Source organism: Streptomyces sp. NPDC042638, from assembly GCF_040647235.1.
Classification (GTDB): domain Bacteria; phylum Actinomycetota; class Actinomycetes; order Streptomycetales; family Streptomycetaceae; genus Streptomyces; species Streptomyces rameus.
The window spans coordinates 17,009-32,659 of record NZ_JBEZBT010000070.1; the positions used below are offsets into that span (position 1 = coordinate 17,009).

General features: G+C 73.0%; 13 protein-coding genes and 1 pseudogene. 6 read left to right on the forward strand and 8 right to left on the reverse strand.

Annotated features, from left to right (window positions below; all coding sequences use genetic code 11):
- The first annotated feature begins 40 nt into the window (after nucleotides 1–40).
- The 3 genes from AB0B40_RS34210 to AB0B40_RS34220 are packed head-to-tail and all read left to right on the forward strand — an operon-like array spanning nucleotide 41 to nucleotide 4,786.
- Nucleotides 41–2,383 carry a radical SAM protein gene (locus AB0B40_RS34210; RefSeq protein WP_362267395.1) on the forward strand — a complete coding sequence of 781 codons (2,343 nt, stop codon included), beginning with the start codon at nucleotides 41–43 and terminating at the stop codon, nucleotides 2,381–2,383.
- Nucleotides 2,380–3,627: a hypothetical protein gene (locus AB0B40_RS34215; RefSeq protein WP_362267398.1), complete on the forward strand. Its 1,248-nt coding sequence runs from the start codon at nucleotides 2,380–2,382 to the stop codon at nucleotides 3,625–3,627. The genes AB0B40_RS34210 and AB0B40_RS34215 overlap by 4 nt, the downstream gene beginning before the upstream one ends.
- Nucleotides 3,617–4,786, forward strand: coding sequence for a hypothetical protein (locus AB0B40_RS34220; protein ID WP_362267400.1), 1,170 nt, complete (start codon nucleotides 3,617–3,619; stop codon nucleotides 4,784–4,786). Before AB0B40_RS34215 ends, AB0B40_RS34220 begins: the two co-directional genes overlap by 11 nt.
- 22 nt (nucleotides 4,787–4,808) lie before the next feature.
- On the opposite strand, the gene AB0B40_RS34225 is transcribed toward AB0B40_RS34220, so the two are convergent.
- The 5 genes and pseudogenes from AB0B40_RS34225 to AB0B40_RS34245 form a co-directional block, all read right to left on the reverse strand.
- The gene (locus AB0B40_RS34225; protein WP_362267403.1) at nucleotides 4,809–5,759 is read right to left on the reverse strand and encodes an SDR family NAD(P)-dependent oxidoreductase; all 951 of its coding nucleotides are present in this window, start codon (nucleotides 5,757–5,759) and stop codon (nucleotides 4,809–4,811) included.
- Between the two features lie 407 nt (nucleotides 5,760–6,166).
- Complete coding sequence (locus tag AB0B40_RS34230; protein ID WP_362267406.1) at nucleotides 6,167–6,706, reverse strand: 2'-5' RNA ligase family protein; 540 nt, start codon at nucleotides 6,704–6,706, stop codon at nucleotides 6,167–6,169.
- Between the two features lie 83 nt (nucleotides 6,707–6,789).
- Complete coding sequence (locus AB0B40_RS34235) at nucleotides 6,790–7,185, reverse strand: STAS domain-containing protein (protein ID WP_362267408.1); 396 nt, start codon at nucleotides 7,183–7,185, stop codon at nucleotides 6,790–6,792.
- Nucleotides 7,182–8,434: pseudogene (locus AB0B40_RS34240) on the reverse strand (SpoIIE family protein phosphatase). Before AB0B40_RS34240 ends, AB0B40_RS34235 begins: the two are co-directional and overlap by 4 nt.
- Complete coding sequence (locus AB0B40_RS34245) at nucleotides 8,431–8,649, reverse strand: hypothetical protein (protein ID WP_345056934.1); 219 nt, start codon at nucleotides 8,647–8,649, stop codon at nucleotides 8,431–8,433. The pseudogene AB0B40_RS34240 and the gene AB0B40_RS34245 overlap by 4 nt, the downstream one beginning before the upstream one ends.
- A gap of 737 nt (nucleotides 8,650–9,386) precedes the next feature.
- Between AB0B40_RS34245 and AB0B40_RS34250 the strand changes: the two genes are divergently transcribed.
- Entirely contained in the window at nucleotides 9,387–9,971 is a 585-nt protein-coding gene (locus AB0B40_RS34250) for a sigma-70 family RNA polymerase sigma factor (protein ID WP_161332932.1), read from the forward strand.
- Nucleotides 9,968–10,717, forward strand: a complete 750-nt coding sequence (locus AB0B40_RS34255) for an anti-sigma factor (protein ID WP_345056936.1) — start codon at nucleotides 9,968–9,970, stop codon at nucleotides 10,715–10,717. The genes AB0B40_RS34250 and AB0B40_RS34255 overlap by 4 nt, the downstream gene beginning before the upstream one ends.
- 330 nt (nucleotides 10,718–11,047) lie before the next feature.
- Here the strand turns inward: AB0B40_RS34255 and AB0B40_RS34260 are convergent, their stop codons facing one another.
- The 3 genes from AB0B40_RS34260 to AB0B40_RS34270 form a co-directional block, all read right to left on the reverse strand.
- Entirely contained in the window at nucleotides 11,048–11,710 is a 663-nt protein-coding gene (locus AB0B40_RS34260) for a fasciclin domain-containing protein (protein WP_345056952.1), read from the reverse strand.
- 101 nt (nucleotides 11,711–11,811) lie between these two features.
- The gene (locus AB0B40_RS34265; RefSeq protein ID WP_345056938.1) at nucleotides 11,812–13,437 is read right to left on the reverse strand and encodes a molybdopterin-dependent oxidoreductase; all 1,626 of its coding nucleotides are present in this window, start codon (nucleotides 13,435–13,437) and stop codon (nucleotides 11,812–11,814) included.
- Between the two features lie 261 nt (nucleotides 13,438–13,698).
- Nucleotides 13,699–14,898 (reverse strand): CapA family protein, encoded by a 1,200-nt coding sequence (locus AB0B40_RS34270; protein ID WP_362267412.1) that lies wholly within the window; start codon nucleotides 14,896–14,898, stop codon nucleotides 13,699–13,701.
- Between the two features lie 296 nt (nucleotides 14,899–15,194).
- Here AB0B40_RS34270 and AB0B40_RS34275 point away from each other — a divergent pair, with 296 nt between their 5' ends.
- Nucleotides 15,195–15,599 (forward strand): NUDIX domain-containing protein, encoded by a 405-nt coding sequence (locus AB0B40_RS34275; RefSeq protein WP_362267415.1) that lies wholly within the window; start codon nucleotides 15,195–15,197, stop codon nucleotides 15,597–15,599.
- Nucleotides 15,600–15,651: the final 52 nt, after the last annotated feature.

Below are 15,651 nucleotides of genomic sequence, written 5' to 3' on the forward strand. Positions count from 1 at the left end.
GCACGGTAGTCCCCTTTCGCTCCAGGCACGCGGAGGTTCCATGGCAAGTCGTCCTCGCACGCTGCTGGTGAACCCACCGCTGTGGAACGTCTACGCGCCGCACCTGGCGGTGCCACTGCTCACCGCCGCGCTGCGCGACCACGGGTGGCCGGTCACCGCCTTCGACCTCGGCGCCGTCCACCTGCGGTGGATGCTGACGGCCGAGACGGTGGCCGGCCTCTGCGAACGCTACGACCGGGCGGACCGACTGGGCCTGGATCCGGCGGCCGTTGACGAGGCCCGGTTGCTGCTGCCCTCGGTGTGCGACGGCGTCGAGGCCGCCTGGGCCGTCGTACACGATCCCGCCGGCCTGCACGATCACGACGCGTTCGCCCGGGTGGCCCGCACCCTCGGCAACGCACTCGTGTGCCACTCCGCCGCCTTCGACGGGTTCCACTGCGACCTGCGGTCCAACCGCCAGCACTACAGCGAGCGATCGAGCGCGTCGGTGCTGGCCGCGACCCGTGACCGGGACCGCAATCCCTACCGATGGGCGTTCGAGACCCTGCTCCCGCCCCGGCTCGCAGACCCCGGGCTGGGCATGGTGGGCGTCTCGGTGTCGGCCGACACCCAGCTCATCCCCGCCATGACGGTGGCCGCGCTCGTCCGCGAACACCGCCCGGACCTGCGGATCGTCATGGGCGGCAACTACATCACCCGGATCGCCGGACGCTGGCGCGGCCGGCACCCCTTCTTCGACCTGGTCGACGACTTCGTGCTGTACGAGGGCGAGGACGCGATCGTCGCGCTGTGCGAGAACCTCTTCGAGGGCGGCACCCGTCCGGTCCCCGGCCGCAGCTCGCTCACCCCCGACGGGCGGCTGGACTTCGCCCCCGCCCGCGACGTCGACCTGGCCACACTGCCGGCCCCCGACTTCGACGACTACGACCTCGACTCCTACCTGGCCCCGGGACCCGTCCTGCCGGTGCTGGCCTCGCGCAGCTGTGCCTGGAACTGCGCGTTCTGCTCGATCCCCTTCGCCAGCAACCGCTACCGCCACCGCGACGCCACCGCCGTGGTCGACGAGATGCAGCACCTGGCGCGGCGGTACGGCTCCACGTCGTTCATGTTCGTCGACGAGATCATGACCCAGCGCACGCTGCGCGAGGTAGGCGCCGAGCTGGTGCGCCGCGACGCCGGTCTGCACTGGTACGGCGAGACCCGTTTCTCCGCCGGACTGGACGACGACCTGGCCGCCACGCTGCACCGGTCCGGCTGCCGCAGACTCGACCTCGGCCTGGAGTCCTACAACCAGCGGGTCCTCGACCTCATGCGCAAGGGCACACGGATCGAGCACATCGAACCCGGTGTTGAGGCCCTGCTGCGCGCGGGCGTGCCCGTGCACCTGTTCTGCATCACCGGCTTCCCCGGTGAGACGGTCGAGGAGGCCCGCCGTACCGCCGCGTTCGTGGAACGGACCCTGCGCCGTTCCACGGAGGAGTTCGGCCTGCCGTACTCGACCAGCGTCAACGGGCCGTTCATCCTCGACCTGCTCTCGCCGGTCGGTGAACACCCGGAGCAGTTCGGCATCACGGTGCTGCATCCCGGCCCGGACGAGGATCTGGCGCTGAGCGTGGACTACATCGCCGCGTCGGGGCTGACCGGGAGCGAGGCCGCGGTACTGGCCGCCGAGGCCGACGCCCTGCCCGACACCGGCCGCACCGCGCCGTTGCAGCACCGGGGGCTGATCGGCGAGTCCGAGGAGTACGCCTTCCTGCGCTGCGTCCTCGACACCGGAGTGCCGCCCGGGCGCCCCACCGCGGAACCCGCCGTGTTCACGCCGGCGCCCGGCGACCTCCTGCGGCTGGCGGACGGGGTCACCTGGCGGGTGTCGGCCGACACGCGCACGGTCGGGCTGTACGCCGCCGGAGCCGACAGCATCTTGCGGCTGCCCAGCCGCTGGACCGGGCTCCTGTCCGAGCTGGACAAGGGCGTCGGTCCCGGCAGAGGGGACGACGGGAGGTGGGACGACGACGTCCTGGACGTGCTCTGCACGCTCTGGACGTTCGGGTTCCTCGCGGATCCGCAGCGCCACGCCACCCCGCTGCCCGCCGGTGACATGCCCGGACTGCGGGTCCGGGCGACGCCCGGCTGGCGCCGGTCCGTCGACCCCGACACCGGCCGGGCGCGGTTGACCAGCCTGGTGACGGGACGCGAAGTCGCGCTCAACGTACACGCCTTCCTGCTGTGGCTCGACCACGCCGGGGGCGGACAACCCGCCGCGGCCGACCGGGACGCGGTGGCCGACACGATCCGGGTCGAACTCCTCCAGGCGTACCTGGGGGACGACCCGGTGACGACCGAAGCCGCATCCGGCCGGGAAACGGGACGAGAAGACGCATGACCACGGTTCAGACCACCACCGACCACACCCGTCTCCAGTACTGGCGCGCCTTCCTGGAGCGCTACTGGGAACGCGAGGCGGGCATCGTCGGCCCGCCTCCGGTCGACCTCGGCCTCGGCGGCGACTGGTTCTTCGGGGCCGTCGTCGCGGCCGCCGCCGCGGGCGAGCGCGGCGAAGGACCGCTGCTGCGGCTCTCGGTCGACGGCACCAGCCCGCGCACCGACAGAGCCCGCTACCTGCCCCGCGCCGAGGACGGGTCCGTCGCCGGATTCCTCGCCCGTATGGACGGCGAGACCGGCGGCGCGGAGTGGAGCATCGGACTGAGCAGGCTGCACCGGACCAGCTTCGAGATGTGGGAGCGGGCCGCGGTGTTCACCGAGGGACTGTGGAGCGCCCTCGGCGGTTTCCCCTCGGGCTACGCGGACACCGACATCTTCCTCGGCCGGTACGTGGGCACGCGCGGCGGCATCCACTGCGACAACGCCGCCAACTTCATGTTCGGCGTCGCCGGGCCCAAGGACCTCGTCGTCTGGCCGCCCTCCGCCGGCGAGTGGCTGCCTCTGCACCGCCCCGACTGGTCCGCCGTGCGCCACACCGGGCAGGCACTGCGCGCCAGCACCACCGACATGGGCTACTTCCCGTCCCGGTTCTGGCACGCAGGGTCCTCCCCGGACGCCGCGTCCGCCACCTTCAACATCGCGCTGTTCTTCGACGGCGACCCGGTCGACGCCGTCACCGACGCCGTGACGGCGTCGCTCGCCGGCACCCCCCGCCAGCCCTACGACCAGCTCGTACGGCCGGACGGCACGGAGCTGCCCGAGGCGCTGGCCGACCTGCTCGACCGCTCCCTGGCCCGCATCGACCGGGCCGACGTCGCCGACCGCCTGCTGGCCACGTGGCTGCGCAAGCTCAGCGCCCGAGGCTTCGGCCATGTACCCGACCCGCTCGACGTCCCCCCGGTCGACCACGACCTGCCGGTGCGGCTGCACCGCTTCCCGGTGGTCTCCCAGCGGTCGAAGGGCAGACTGCTGATGTCGGCCAACGGCCACCTCGCCCGCCTGCCCGACCACCCCGCGCTGCCCGCCGTCCTCGACCGGCTGAACAGCGGGGACGTCGCCACCCCGGCGGACCTGGCGGGTGAACAGGCGGGATCCGGAGGGGACTTCGCTGATATCGTCGACGCCGTCCTCTACCGGCTGCGCACATGGCGCGCGATCGACGTCCTGGACAGGGATGCCCCCTAGCCCCTCTCGTACCCGTCTGCGCGCGGCCCTGCTCTTCGCCGTCCTGCTGGTGTCCGCCGGAGGTGACGAGGTCGCCGTCTTCGCCCTGACCTTCCACCTGGCCGCCTCAGGTGCCTACGTCGTCGCGGTCCTCCAGATCGCCGGGCTGCTGCCCGGCGTACTGCTGGGGCGTCACGTGGGCCGAGCGCTGACGGGACGCCGGCCGGGGCCGGTGCTGGCCGCGGCGTCCGTCGCCCAGGCCGGCGTCGCCGTCGTGCTGTCGTCCGGCCTGCCGCCGGGGGGCACCGTCGCGTGCGTGGCCCTGCTGGCCGCGGTGAACACCGTCAGCGTCACCGTGGTGAACGCGGCCCTGCCGGTGCTCGCGGGCACCGACGTCGCCGAGAGGGCGTACGGGCTCGGTCAGTCGGCCGCGTCGCTGGCCATGGTGCTGGGGCCGCTCGCGGGCTCGGCCCTGTTCGCGGCCCTGGGCGTACGCGGCGCCCTGCTCACCGACGCGGCGACCTTCCTGGCCGTGGCGGTGTACGGCGTCGCGGTGCGCTCGGCGGAACTGGTCCCCGGCGACACCGGGACCGACGCCGTGCCCGAGCCCGGCGGACTGACCGGCGGCTCGCTCCTGGCCCTGGGTGTGGTGTTCGTGGTGATCGCCGCCACCGCGGGCACGGACGTGGCGTTCGTCTTCCTGGTCCGCGAGCACGTCCCCGGGTCGGCCGTCGCCGTGTTCGGGTCGGCCACCGCAGCGTGGGCCGTCGGCGTCCTTGCGGGCAGCGCCCTGGCCGGCAGGCTCGCCGCGACGCCGCCGGTGGTCCGCCTCGCCCTCTCCGGTTCGGTCATCGGCGCCGTCTACCTGGCCTGCGGTCTCGCCCCCACCGTCACCGTCCTGCTGACCACCTTCGTCGTCGGCGGTGCCGCCAACGCCGTCTTCAACGCCACGCTGCGCGCGGCCATCTACCGGATGGCGGGCCCGGCGGAGGCCGCCCGTGCCTTCGGCACCTTCACCGCCGGGGTCAACACCGCCGTCCTCTGCGGCATCCTCGTCACGACCCCCTTCGCCGAAGGCGCCAGCGCCTGGGCGTACACCGTCGGGGGCGCCGCCGCCCTCGCCGCGGCTCTCGCCACCGTCTCGCTCGCACTGCGGGCCGGCACGGCGGAGTCCGCCTGACCGCGCCCCCGCCGGCACCGCACTATCCGGCGAGGGCGCCGAAGTCGGCGCCAGTCAGCTCGCGGCTCGCGTCCCACAACCGCGCCGCGACGCGGGGATCGGCGAGGTGGTCCCACAAGGGCTCAAGCCGGGGCTCGCCGCGCAGTCCGAAGACGCGCGGCCCCCACAACTGGCCGCCGCGCACGGCCGGGTCGAGCACCGCCCGCACCGCGGGCCGGGCACCGGCGTGCTTGCCCTGGAGGAGGAGGGCCGCAGGTGCCGCGCCCAGCCGTGCGCCGGCCGATCGCACGTGGACCGGTGGCCGGGACGGAGTGAGGGAGTCCAGCGCGCCGCCGGGGTGAACCACCACGCTGGCCACCGTGCTGCCGGCGGCGCGCAGCCGGCGGTCGAGTTCGACGCCGAAGTACATCTGTGCCAACTTGGAGCGTCCGTAGGTGCGCTTGGGCCGGTAGTCCTTGCGGGACTGCAGGTCGTCCAGGTCGAGCCGCTCGGACTTGGCCGCGAAACTGCCCATGGTCACGACGCGGGCCGCCGGGGCGGCCGACAGCAGCGGCATCAGCCGGTCGGTCAGGGCGAAGTGCCCGAGGTGGTTGGTGCCGAACATGATCTCGTGACCGTCCCCGGTCTCCGTGCGCGGCGGGTCGTCGAGCGCGACCCCGGCATTGTGGACCACGGCGTCGAGACGCTCCACGTCGAGCGATTCCACCGCTGTCTCGAGTGACGGCAGGTCGGCGAGGTCCAGCCGCACGGCCCGCACCCGGGCGTCGGGGACACGGGAGCGGATCGAGGCCGTGGCGGCCTCGGCCTTGGCGGGATTCCGGCTGCCGAGTACGACGGTGACCCCGGCCGCCGACAACTGCTCCGCCACGAAGTACCCGATACCGGCGTTGCCGCCGGTGACCAGGACGACGCGGCCGTCGGCACCGGGGGGCCGGCGGACGTTCCAGGGCGGGACGGATGACGTGGACGACATGGCGGTGGGGCTCCCTTGCTGTGGAAGGCGGCGGTGCCGCTCCCACGGAGCGGCCCGGACACGCACGATGCCAACGGCCACCGACACATCGCCTACGGATCACCGACAGACCCGCCGGACAGGCCGGCCCGGCTCACCGACAGTCCCGCCGGGCGGGCCGGCCGGGGTTGCCGAACGGTCTCGCCGGGCGGCCGCCCCGGGTTCCGGAGCGGGTCGGTGCGGGTGCGGGGGCGGGCGCAGCCCACGGAGAGTTCTTCCGGAGCGATGGCGTGAGCGAGTTCCCGGGGCTTCCCCCGTCGTCGGCGATGACACTCTCGTCGTCGCCGAACGCTTCCGGGTGGTCGTCGAACCCGACGCCCCGCGTGCTCGGTGACGGCATCCGTGCGCGGCACGCGGGGGCAGCGGACTCAGGGACGGTGCTCCAGCACTTCGAGGTCACCGGTCTCGGTGTCGTAGCTGCGCAGGGTGGTGAGCCGGGCCGACAGCGGTGGCGCCGGCAGCAGTTCGGGGACCCGGCGGCCGGCGAAGGCACCGGCTCGCCGGGTCCGGCCGAGAGTGATGTGCGGGCTCCAGCGCCCTGGCTCGTGGAAGGGGTTGAGGGTCTCGGGCGGACTGTCCGAGACCACCGCCTCCCACACCTGACGGTGCAGGTGGGCCAGCGCGGGATCGAGGTCCAGCGCCCAGGCCAGCACCGAGGTGGGTCGTTCGAAGCGGACCACGCCGGTGAACCGCACCGGCAGCGGCAGGGCGGCGGCGGCGGCGACCTCGGCGAGCTCCCAACGGATCGGCGCGGTCAACTCCGGGCAGGCGGCCAGGGTGAGATGGGGGCTGTTGGTCGGTGAACGGTGGCGCGCCTGGCTGGGCAGTCCCGCGTCCGCGAGGCTTCGCCAGGCGTCCCGGACCGCTGAGTCCGCCGCCTCGTCCAGCAGGAGTTCTACCGTGTGCACCGACGCAGCGTACCGGTGAGCGGGAAGCCGGTCGGGGTCCGTGGCGAGGAGAGGCCGCCGTGTACCTCCCACGACGTGCGGGCTCAGAGCCCGGCGGAGTTCGGGGCGTGCCCACCGGCCGTGGTGGCGCGTAAGGTCCAGGCTGCTTCTGCTGCCTGCGCGGTGGGGTGGGTGGTGAAGACCTGTTCGAGACCGACGATGCGGAAGAGGCGGCTGACCTTCTCGGGTACCGCGGCCAGGACGACGGTCGCGTCGGCTGCCAGGGCGTGGTTGCGTGCGGCGATCAGGACGGTGATGCCGCTGGAGTCGCAGAACGTGAGGCCGTCGAGGTCGACCACGAGCTGCTGCCCGGGTCGCAGAACGAGCGCGGGAAGCAGTGCGCGTATCCGGGGTGCGCTGTGGTGGTCCAGTTCTCCGGCGAGTTCGAAGACGGGGCCGGCGGGGGTGGTGCGGGTGTGGGCGGTCAGTTCGTGGGTCACGTCTGCTCTTCAAGGGTGGTTCGGGGCACGTGGAGGGCCAGGACGGCCGTGTCGTCGTCGACGCCGGTGCCGAAGGTGTCGAGCAGGTCGCGGATCGCGGCCACGGTGTCGTGTGCGGTGGTGGGCGCGAGTTCGCGTGCGAATTCCAGGAGAGCGTCGTCACCGTAGCGGCCGTCCGTGGTGGCCAAGTGGGCCTCGGTGAGTCCGTCGGTGTGCAGGAGCAGGGTGTCGCCGGGATCGAGGCGGACGCCGGTGGTGACGATGCGGGCGTCGGGCAGGACGCCGATGAGCTGGCCGCCGGGGGCCCGGCCGTCCGCGCCCATGTGGAGGGCCGGAGGGTGGCCCCCGGCGGCGAGGGTGACCCGGAAGCCGCCGTGGTCGCCGTCGGGGGTGAGCAGACCGAAGACCACGGTGCAGAAACGCGGGTCGTGGCCGTTGTACTCGTGGTTCAGCACGGTGTTGAGGTTGGCGAGGACCGCGGCCGGGTCGGGGTCGTAGACGGCGGCCGCACGCAGTGTGTAGCGGGCCAGCGACGTGACGGCCGCCGCGGCCCCCCCTTGCCGCACACGTCGCCCAGGAAGAAGCCCCAGGTTCCGGCGGACAGCGGGAAGAGGTCGTAGAAGTCGCCGCCGACCTCGTCGGTGGAGGCGGTGTGGTAGTGCGCGGCGACGTCCAGGCCGGGAACGTTCGCCAGCACGGGCGGCAGGAGCGTCTTCTGCAGCGTGACGTTCAACTGCTTGAGGCGGTCGCGTTCGCGGTCCGACTCCTGGCGCGCACGCAGAAGTTCGGTCTCGTAGGCACGCCGGTCGCGGGCGTCGAAGACGGTGGCGCGGATCAGCAGTGGCTGTCCGTCCTCGCCCAGCTTCACGGTGGACGTCACCAGGACCGGCAGCCGGCTGCCGTCGGCGGCCTGGAGTTCGAGGGCGACTTCGCTGATCTCGCCCTGCATGCGCAGCAGCGGCGCGAAGTGGGTCTCGTAGTACGGTCGGCCGCCGACGGTCAGCAGGTCGGCGAACGTCTTGCGGCCCACCAGATCGCCGCGGCGGTGACCGAGCCAGTCCAGCAGGGTCGTGTTGATCTTCGCGATCCGCCCGTCGAAAAGGGTCGAGACGTAGCCGCACGGCGCGTGCTCGTAGAGGTCGTCCGCGCTGTCTTCGAGCAGCGCCGAGAACGCGGCCCGCTCGTCGACGGGGCCTCCGTCGGCGTCCGGGCCTTCGCCGTTCGCACCCTCGTCGGTTCCGGCCGTCATCGGCGGGCGCCGGCCGACGCCGCGACCGCGGCGGCGGACTCCTGGGGGCCGGCCGGCCGCGGACGGCGCCCGGTGGTGTTCGGCGGGACCGGCCTGGTGGCCTTCTGGGGTTCCGGCGGTTCCTCGATGTCCTCGGCGCTGAACCGCGCCGGCGTGACCACCTGTGCGCCCGGCCGCCCGGACACCGTCACGTGATTCCTGCTCGGCGCGTTCACACGACCATCCTCGCAGACGTTGCTCGCCCCTCACCGCGCTTCCCAGCTGCCGGTGACGACCCTTCCGGGGTGGTCCCGGGCCGTCATCCGCTGTGGTCGGCAGCGGAAGAAGCGTCCCGCCGAGGCCGCCGGTAATCGTGATGATCACTCCTGTCCAACGGGGCCGTGGAAGGCGGCTCGCTCCGGGCGACCGGCCGGCCGCTTCCGCGGAATGGCCGACCGACGAGCGGGCCCGTGTCATCTGCGGTCGGGCGCTTCCCTCGGTCCGGACGAAGGGACCGAGGGCGCCGGAGAGGCGGCTGACGGCGGACGCTCAGTGCCGGTGGCAGCGGAGGCCGCCGCTTCGCCCCGAATGAAACGCCCGGGCCTCGCGCTCCGTCAAGCCTGCTCGCCTGTCGCGCGGCTGACGCCCGCCCTCGCCTGTCGCCGTCACCGCAGATCACGCCCCGGGTGGACCGGCCGAACGGGGGAACCTGATTCCCTCCCCCGGCCGACCAAGCCGACGCCGAACCCGCACCGGATTACCACCGGCAGGAGAACGGGGGAAGCAGGTGATCGAGTGCCCATCGGGTCCGGGCAGCGCGCGGCAGCCGACGTCGTCCCCGGATCGGGGGCGCGGCAGGGTGACGTGTCGTCCGGATTTTCTCCTGCTGCAGTTTTCGCGACCGATCCGCAGTTCGCGGGGCCACGGATCACACAGGGATGTTCGGGCCGGTCATGCATACGGGAGTGCCATGGTGAAGGAACCAGTACGAATCGGCAGGAAGCCCTCTGCCCAGCCCGATCTGCAGCAGCTGTTGCACGAGGTGGCACTGGGGGATCAGAAGGCGTTCGCCGCCGTCTACGACGCGGTGGCCGGTTCCGTCCTCGGCGTCGCGCGGGCGGTCCTGCGCGACCAGGCGCAGTCGGAGGAGGTGGCGCAGGATGTGCTGGTCGAGGTGTGGCGCACGGCCCCACGCTATCGGCCCGAGCGTGGCACGGCCATCAACTGGATCCTCACCCTCGCCCACCGCAGGGCGGTGGACCGGGTCCGGTCGGTGGAGGCCGCGGCGGCCCGTGACACCAGGGCCGCTCTGCTGGAGCATCAGCCGGCGTACGACGAGGTGACCGAACAGGTCGAGACCCGCCTGGAACGGGAGCAGGTGCGCCGCTGTCTGCGCACCCTGACCGATCTGCAGAGACAGTCGGTCACGCTCGCGTACTACCGGGGCCTGACCTACCGGGAGGTCGCCGAAGCGCTCGCGCTGCCCCTCGGCACGGTCAAGACCCGGTTGCGCGACGGGCTCATCCGGCTCCGTGACTGTCTGGGGGTGACCGCATGACCACGACCGATCCGCACGGTCTGACAGGCGCCTACGCGCTCCACGCGCTGCACGACGACGAGCGTGCCGCCTTCGAGCGTCACCTGGCCGCGTGCGACACGTGCGAGAGGGAGGTCGCGGAGTTCACGGCGACCGCCGGACGCCTGGCCCTGGCCTCGACGGTGCACACGCGGCCCGACATGCGGGAGCGGGTCCTGTGGCGCGTCGCCTCCGTGCGCCAGGTGCCGCCCGGTGCCGTGCCCCTGGAACGGATGCGCGGTGGCATCAGGCGGGTGCGGGGCCCGGCCCGGTGGGCGCTGGCCGCCAGTGTGGCCGCCGCGGCCGCTTTCGGCGGGACCGCTGTGTGGCAGTACGAACGAGCCCAGGACGCACGCAGCCAGGCCGCGCGGGTTCAGCGGCACGCAGAGGACCTGGCCGGTGTGCTGGCCGCGCCCGATGCCAGGTCGCGTTCGGCGAGGGTGGCCGGCGGGGCGGGCACGCTGGTGGTCTCCGCGAGCCGGGACCGGGCCGTGTTCGTGGCGTCCGAGATGGCGCGGCCACCACGGGGCAGGGTGTACCAGCTGTGGTTCGCCGACGGCGGGAAGATGCGCTCGGCCGGCCTGATGGACCCCGCCCGCGGCAGCCAGGCCGTGCTCATGCAGGGAGCGGTCGACGGCGCCTCCGGGGTGGGGATCACGGTGGAACCGGAGGGCGGTTCGAAGCAGCCGACCTCGACGCCGGTCGCCCTGCTCGGCGTACCGACGTGAGAGGACGCGTGGGGAGACCGTCCGGGGCCGTCCGTCGCACGGTCTCCCCACGCGGCCACCGGTGCCGGCACGGTGGGCCGGGGACAGAAGGCGCCGGAGCGCGCCGCGCATGCCCGGCGCGGTGCCGCACGCACGCGGACGGGACAGCGCAGGCGGGGACGGGGCGGCGGGCGGCTCCCGACCGGGTCGTCCGGCCGTGTGCCGTTCCGGCAGCCCTCCCAGAGGCCGTGGTGAGCGCGGCCGTGGGCCGGTCCGCGCCCCGGCGGACGGACCGGCCCACGAGGGAGCGGCCGCGGCCCCCGTGCCGGGGGTCGGCGCCCGCCCCGGGTGTCACATCTTGGGCATCAGGACGGTGTCGATGATGTAGACGGTGGCGTTGGCGGTCTTGACGTTGCCGCAGACGACCTTGGCGGAGTCGTTGACGGTGTAGGACTCGCCCGACCCGGAGGTCGACACCTTGGACTTCTCCAGCGTGTCGAAGGAGCCGTTCTCCAGGTCCTTCGGCGTGAGCTTCCGGCCGACGACGTGGTAGGTGAGGATCTTCGTCAGCTGGGCCTTGTCGTTCAGGACCTTGTCCAGGGTCGCCTTCGGGATCTTCTTGAAGGCGTCGTCGGTCGGCGCGAACACCGTGATGTTTTGGGCGTTGTTGAGGGTGTCGACCAGGCCGGCCTTCTTCACCGCCGTCACGAGGGTGGACAGGGCCGGGTTGTTGGAGGCGGCGGTGGCCACCGGGTCCTGGGCCATGCCGTCGAAGGAGCCGGCGCCCTTGTCCGGCACAGCGGAACAGGCGGAGCCGAAAGGCTGGTCCATGCTGCTCGCGGCGCTGTCCGAGCCGCCCGTGCCATCACTGCCCAGGGTGACCGGGGCCGACGCCTTGCCGGAGGAGTCGGACGTGCCCGAGTCGCCGCTGTCGTCGGAGCAGGCGGTCAGAGCCAGGGGCAGTACGGCGGCGGCGGCGAAGAGGCCGACGGTACGGCGGATACGGGTGCTCATCATGTTCTCCAGTCGAACGGTGCAGCACTGTGCTGCGTTTCGGACATGTGGGAGGAGTGGTTCGGGGGGAGGGCACGAGACCCTCGGGGGACGGCCGGTGATCACTCCACGGTGACGACCACCGAGTGCCGGCCACTGGCACCGTCGGGGATGGTCCGGGTGCGCTTGTCCGTCTGCACCGTGCCGGTGCGGTCGGAGGCGCGCACCGTGAGCGTGTGGCCGCCCTTGGTGGCCTGCCAGGGGAACGCCCACTGGCGCCAGGTGTCCCGGGTGTCCTCGGCCGCCAGGCGGGCTTCCTGCCATGGGCCGTCGTCGACGCGTACCTCGACCCTGTCGACGCCCCGGTGCTGGGCCCAGGCGACCCCGGCGATCATCACCGTTCCGGCCTTCGGCCGGGCGAACGGCCCGGGTGTGTCGATGCGCGACCCGGTCTTGACCGGTGCCCTGCGCGACCAGCCGCGCTTGACCCAGTACGGGTCGTAGGAAGCGAAGGTGGTGAGTTCGATGTCCTCGATCCACTTGCAGGCGGAGACGAAGCCGTACAGGCCGGGGACGACCATACGGACCGGGAAGCCGTGCTCGAAGGGCAGCGGTTCACCGTTCATGCCGACGGCCAGCATCGCGTCGCGGCCGTCCATGACGTCCTCGACCGGACTGCCGAGCGTCATGCCGTCCACCGAGCGTGCCACCAGCTGGTCCGCCCGGCCGCCTCGGGACGGGGGCTTCACCCCGCACTCGGCGAGCAACTCGGCCAGCCGCACGCCGATCCACCGGGCGTTGCCGACGTAGGGGCCGCCGACCTCGTTGGAGACGCAGGTCAAGGTGATGTCCCGCTCGATCAGCTCACGGCGCAGCAGGTCGTCGAAGGTGTAGGTGGCCGGTCGGCGTACGCCTTTGCCGTGGATCCGCAGCCGCCAGCGGGTGGCATCCACCTTGGGCACCACCAACGCAGTGTCCACCCGGTAGAAGTCGTCGTTCGGGGTGACGAAGGGGCTGATCCCGTCGATCCGCAGCCCGGCCCCCTTCGGTACCGGTCGGGCCGGTGACCTGGGACCGGGCAGCACGACCTCGGCGCGTGAGGCGATGGCGTCCTTGCCGTGCGAGGCGTTCAGTGAACGGCCGGCCGCACCTATGAAGGCCGAAGCAGCCGCGGCGGACGCGGACGCGAGGACGAACCCCCGCCGGTCCCACCCCGTGGGCGCGGCGGCTGCCGCTTCCTCGCCCACGGTGCCGGACGCGGCCGCCTCCGGGCGGGCGGGCGCCGTGAGACGGCCCACCAGAACGTACAGAAGCAGCGCCCCCGCGACGGCTCCCACGGCGGAGGGCAGTGCGTCTCTGCAGGTGGTGGAGTCGGGCCGGCTGACCGCGGCCGCCGCCCCGGTGACCCCGAAGAGAAGGGCCCCGGCGGCTCCGGCGCGCCGGAACCGCGTCGCGAACGCGCCCAGCACCAGGGCCAGTACGGCCAGCACGGCCAGGATGCCGAGCTGCAGTACGAGCTTGTCGTCGGTGCCGAAGTGGCGGATCGCCCAGTCCTTGACGGGAGCGGGTGCCGCGTCGATGGACGCGCCGCCCACCGCGATGACCGGACCGGCCTGCGGACGCACCGCCGCGGCCACCATTTCGGCCACCGCCAGCGCGGCGAAGCAGGCCAGTCCCCCGCTCAGCGCCCCCAGCGCGAGGCGCGGCCCACCCGGCCGAACTCCTGGGTCCTTCTCCTCGTCCCTCACGCAGGGAATCCGGTTCTGGCCGCCGGACGGATTGGTCCCACACCTGATCAGGTGAAAATCGGTCCCGGACCAATCCGCCGTACGTTCCGCAACGGATCACCCGGTTGAGCGTCTGAGGCCGTTGCCGTCCGGCTGCGACGGGGAGCAGGGCGGCAGCCTGCCCGAGGTGCCTGAGTGAGAGCCCGGCACCCCGCCGGCTTCCGCCGGTCGGGCCACACCGGCTCTGCCGTCGCCCTGGGCCGTGCCTCGTCCGTCGCCCGGTCAGGGACGCTCGATCGTCCCGTCGGGTGAGATGCGGGCGGCGCTCGGGCCGAAGTCCTCCTCCGACAGGCCGGAGACGAGGTCGATCCCGTCACCGCCCGGCTCAGGCGTACCCGGTTCCACGATCTGGGTGGGGTACAGGCGGCCGGAGGCGTAGCTGCCGTCGGCATGCAGGGTGACGTGCAGGACGCCGCTGGTGGAGAGGATGCCGCCGAGGCCGAAGACCTTGTAGCCGGCGAAGTTGCCGAGGCTGTAGGCGATCAGGCGGCCCTTGTAGAACTCCATGCCCCGCATGACGTGCGGACCGCTCCCCACCACCAGGTCGGCGCCGGCGTCGATCACCGCACGGCTGAAGCGGTGGGCGTCGCCGCGGTCCTCACCGAGGAAGTACTCGCTGCCGGGCTCCACGTGGGTGTGGTCCGCACCCTCCGCGCCGGCGTGCATGGTGACGAGGACGACGTCGGCCATCGCCGCGGCGCGGGCGGTGAGCCGCCGGGCGGCGGGGATGTCCGTGAGGTCGGCGGCCCCCTTGTCGGGGGCGAACCCGACGACCGCGACACGGACGCCGTGGACCTGCTGGAGGGTGATCTGGCCCGCGCGGCCGGTGTACGGCAGGTGCACGGCGCGCAGGGCGGCGAACGTCTGGCGCCGGCCCTCCGCGCCGAAGTCGTCGATGTGGTTGTTGGCCACGTTCATCACCGTGAAGCCGGCCTTCTTGAACCAGCGGGCGTAGGACGGCGGGGTGCGGAACGCGAAGCAGTTGGGGCTGTCGTCGTCGCACTTGCAGAGGCCGTCGGTGGTGAGGGTGCTCTCGAGGTTCCCGAGCACCACGTCACCTGCGATCAGGTCGTCGACCGGGTCGAAGAACGAGGCGCCGTCGTCGGGCGGCAGGTCGTCCGGCAGCGTCCCCATCACGACATCCCCCACGGCGGCGATCCGCACGGTTCCGGCACGGTGCGTCCCGGGGGGCGCCGCCGCCGGCTTCGGAGGGGCGATGCTCCCGGGCACCGGCGGATGGGCACCGGCGGGACCGGCGGGCCACGGCCCGGACCCCGCGCGGCCGTCGCGCGACGCGAGTCCGGCGACGAGCACCCCGACCGCGACCAGGCTCCCGGCCAATGCGAGAACGAGCCGGCGACGAGTCTGCTTCGCCGTGCGTGGCCCGTGCCGCTGGTGACCCTGATCATCGGACACGATCATCGGGTCATGCTACGAAGCGGCCCCCGGCCCGCACCGCAACGACGGCGACCGGCGTGTCCCGGCACCGCCGGAACAACCGACGCGTCCTTTCCACGGCACGTCCCCGGCACCACCGGACCGACCGACATGTCCTTTCCACGGCGTGCACCCGGCACCGCCGGAACGACCGGCTTCCCCGCCCCCGCGGTCGCCAGCAGTCCGGCCACGAGTCGGCGAGCTGACCTCCAGCAGCGCGACTTCCACCAGCCCGGCCCCCGCAGCTTCCCCGCTCCTACGTCGAAGGCGAGACGACGCTCATGCCACCCAGCTCCTCCTCGATCCGCAAGACCGTCGAGACGTACCTCGAACGCCACCCCGGCGAGCGTGACGCCCTGGCCGGCCTGCTCGCCGCACTGGACCGTCCCGTCGACGTGACCGCCCGCACGACACTGCCCGGGCACGTCACGTGCAGCGCCGTCGTGATCGACCGCCGCTGCCGGGTCCTGCACATCCGGCACCGGGCCACCGGTCTCATGCTCACCCCCGGCGGCCACATCGAGCCTGAGGACCGCACGCTGGTCGCCGCGGCGCTGCGCGAGGTGGCGGAGGAGGCCGGGATCCCGCCCGGGTCCCTGTGCCTGACCCGGCGGACGCTCGGCTCCCCGGTCGACATCGACGTCCACGGCATCGATGCCAACCCCTCCAAGGGCGAACCGGCCTAGGGTTTGTGTGATGTCGTGATCAGTCGGCTGCTTGCAGGAGATCTCCGAGCCA

What these genes read in the sequence shown, in the direction of transcription:
- AB0B40_RS34255 (WP_345056936.1), top strand. Translation starts at nt 9,968, where the DNA reads ATGACCACGACCGATCCGCACGGTCTGACAGGCGCCTACGCGCTCCAC.
- AB0B40_RS34260 (WP_345056952.1), bottom strand. Translation starts at nt 11,710, where the DNA reads ATGAGCACCCGTATCCGCCGTACCGTCGGCCTCTTCGCCGCCGCCGCC.
- AB0B40_RS34270 (WP_362267412.1), bottom strand. Translation starts at nt 14,898, where the DNA reads ATGATCGTGTCCGATGATCAGGGTCACCAGCGGCACGGGCCACGCACG.
- AB0B40_RS34220 (WP_362267400.1), top strand. Translation starts at nt 3,617, where the DNA reads ATGCCCCCTAGCCCCTCTCGTACCCGTCTGCGCGCGGCCCTGCTCTTC.
- AB0B40_RS34210 (WP_362267395.1), top strand. Translation starts at nt 41, where the DNA reads ATGGCAAGTCGTCCTCGCACGCTGCTGGTGAACCCACCGCTGTGGAAC.
- AB0B40_RS34275 (WP_362267415.1), top strand. Translation starts at nt 15,195, where the DNA reads ATGCCACCCAGCTCCTCCTCGATCCGCAAGACCGTCGAGACGTACCTC.
- AB0B40_RS34215 (WP_362267398.1), top strand. Translation starts at nt 2,380, where the DNA reads ATGACCACGGTTCAGACCACCACCGACCACACCCGTCTCCAGTACTGG.
- AB0B40_RS34225 (WP_362267403.1), bottom strand. Translation starts at nt 5,759, where the DNA reads ATGTCGTCCACGTCATCCGTCCCGCCCTGGAACGTCCGCCGGCCCCCC.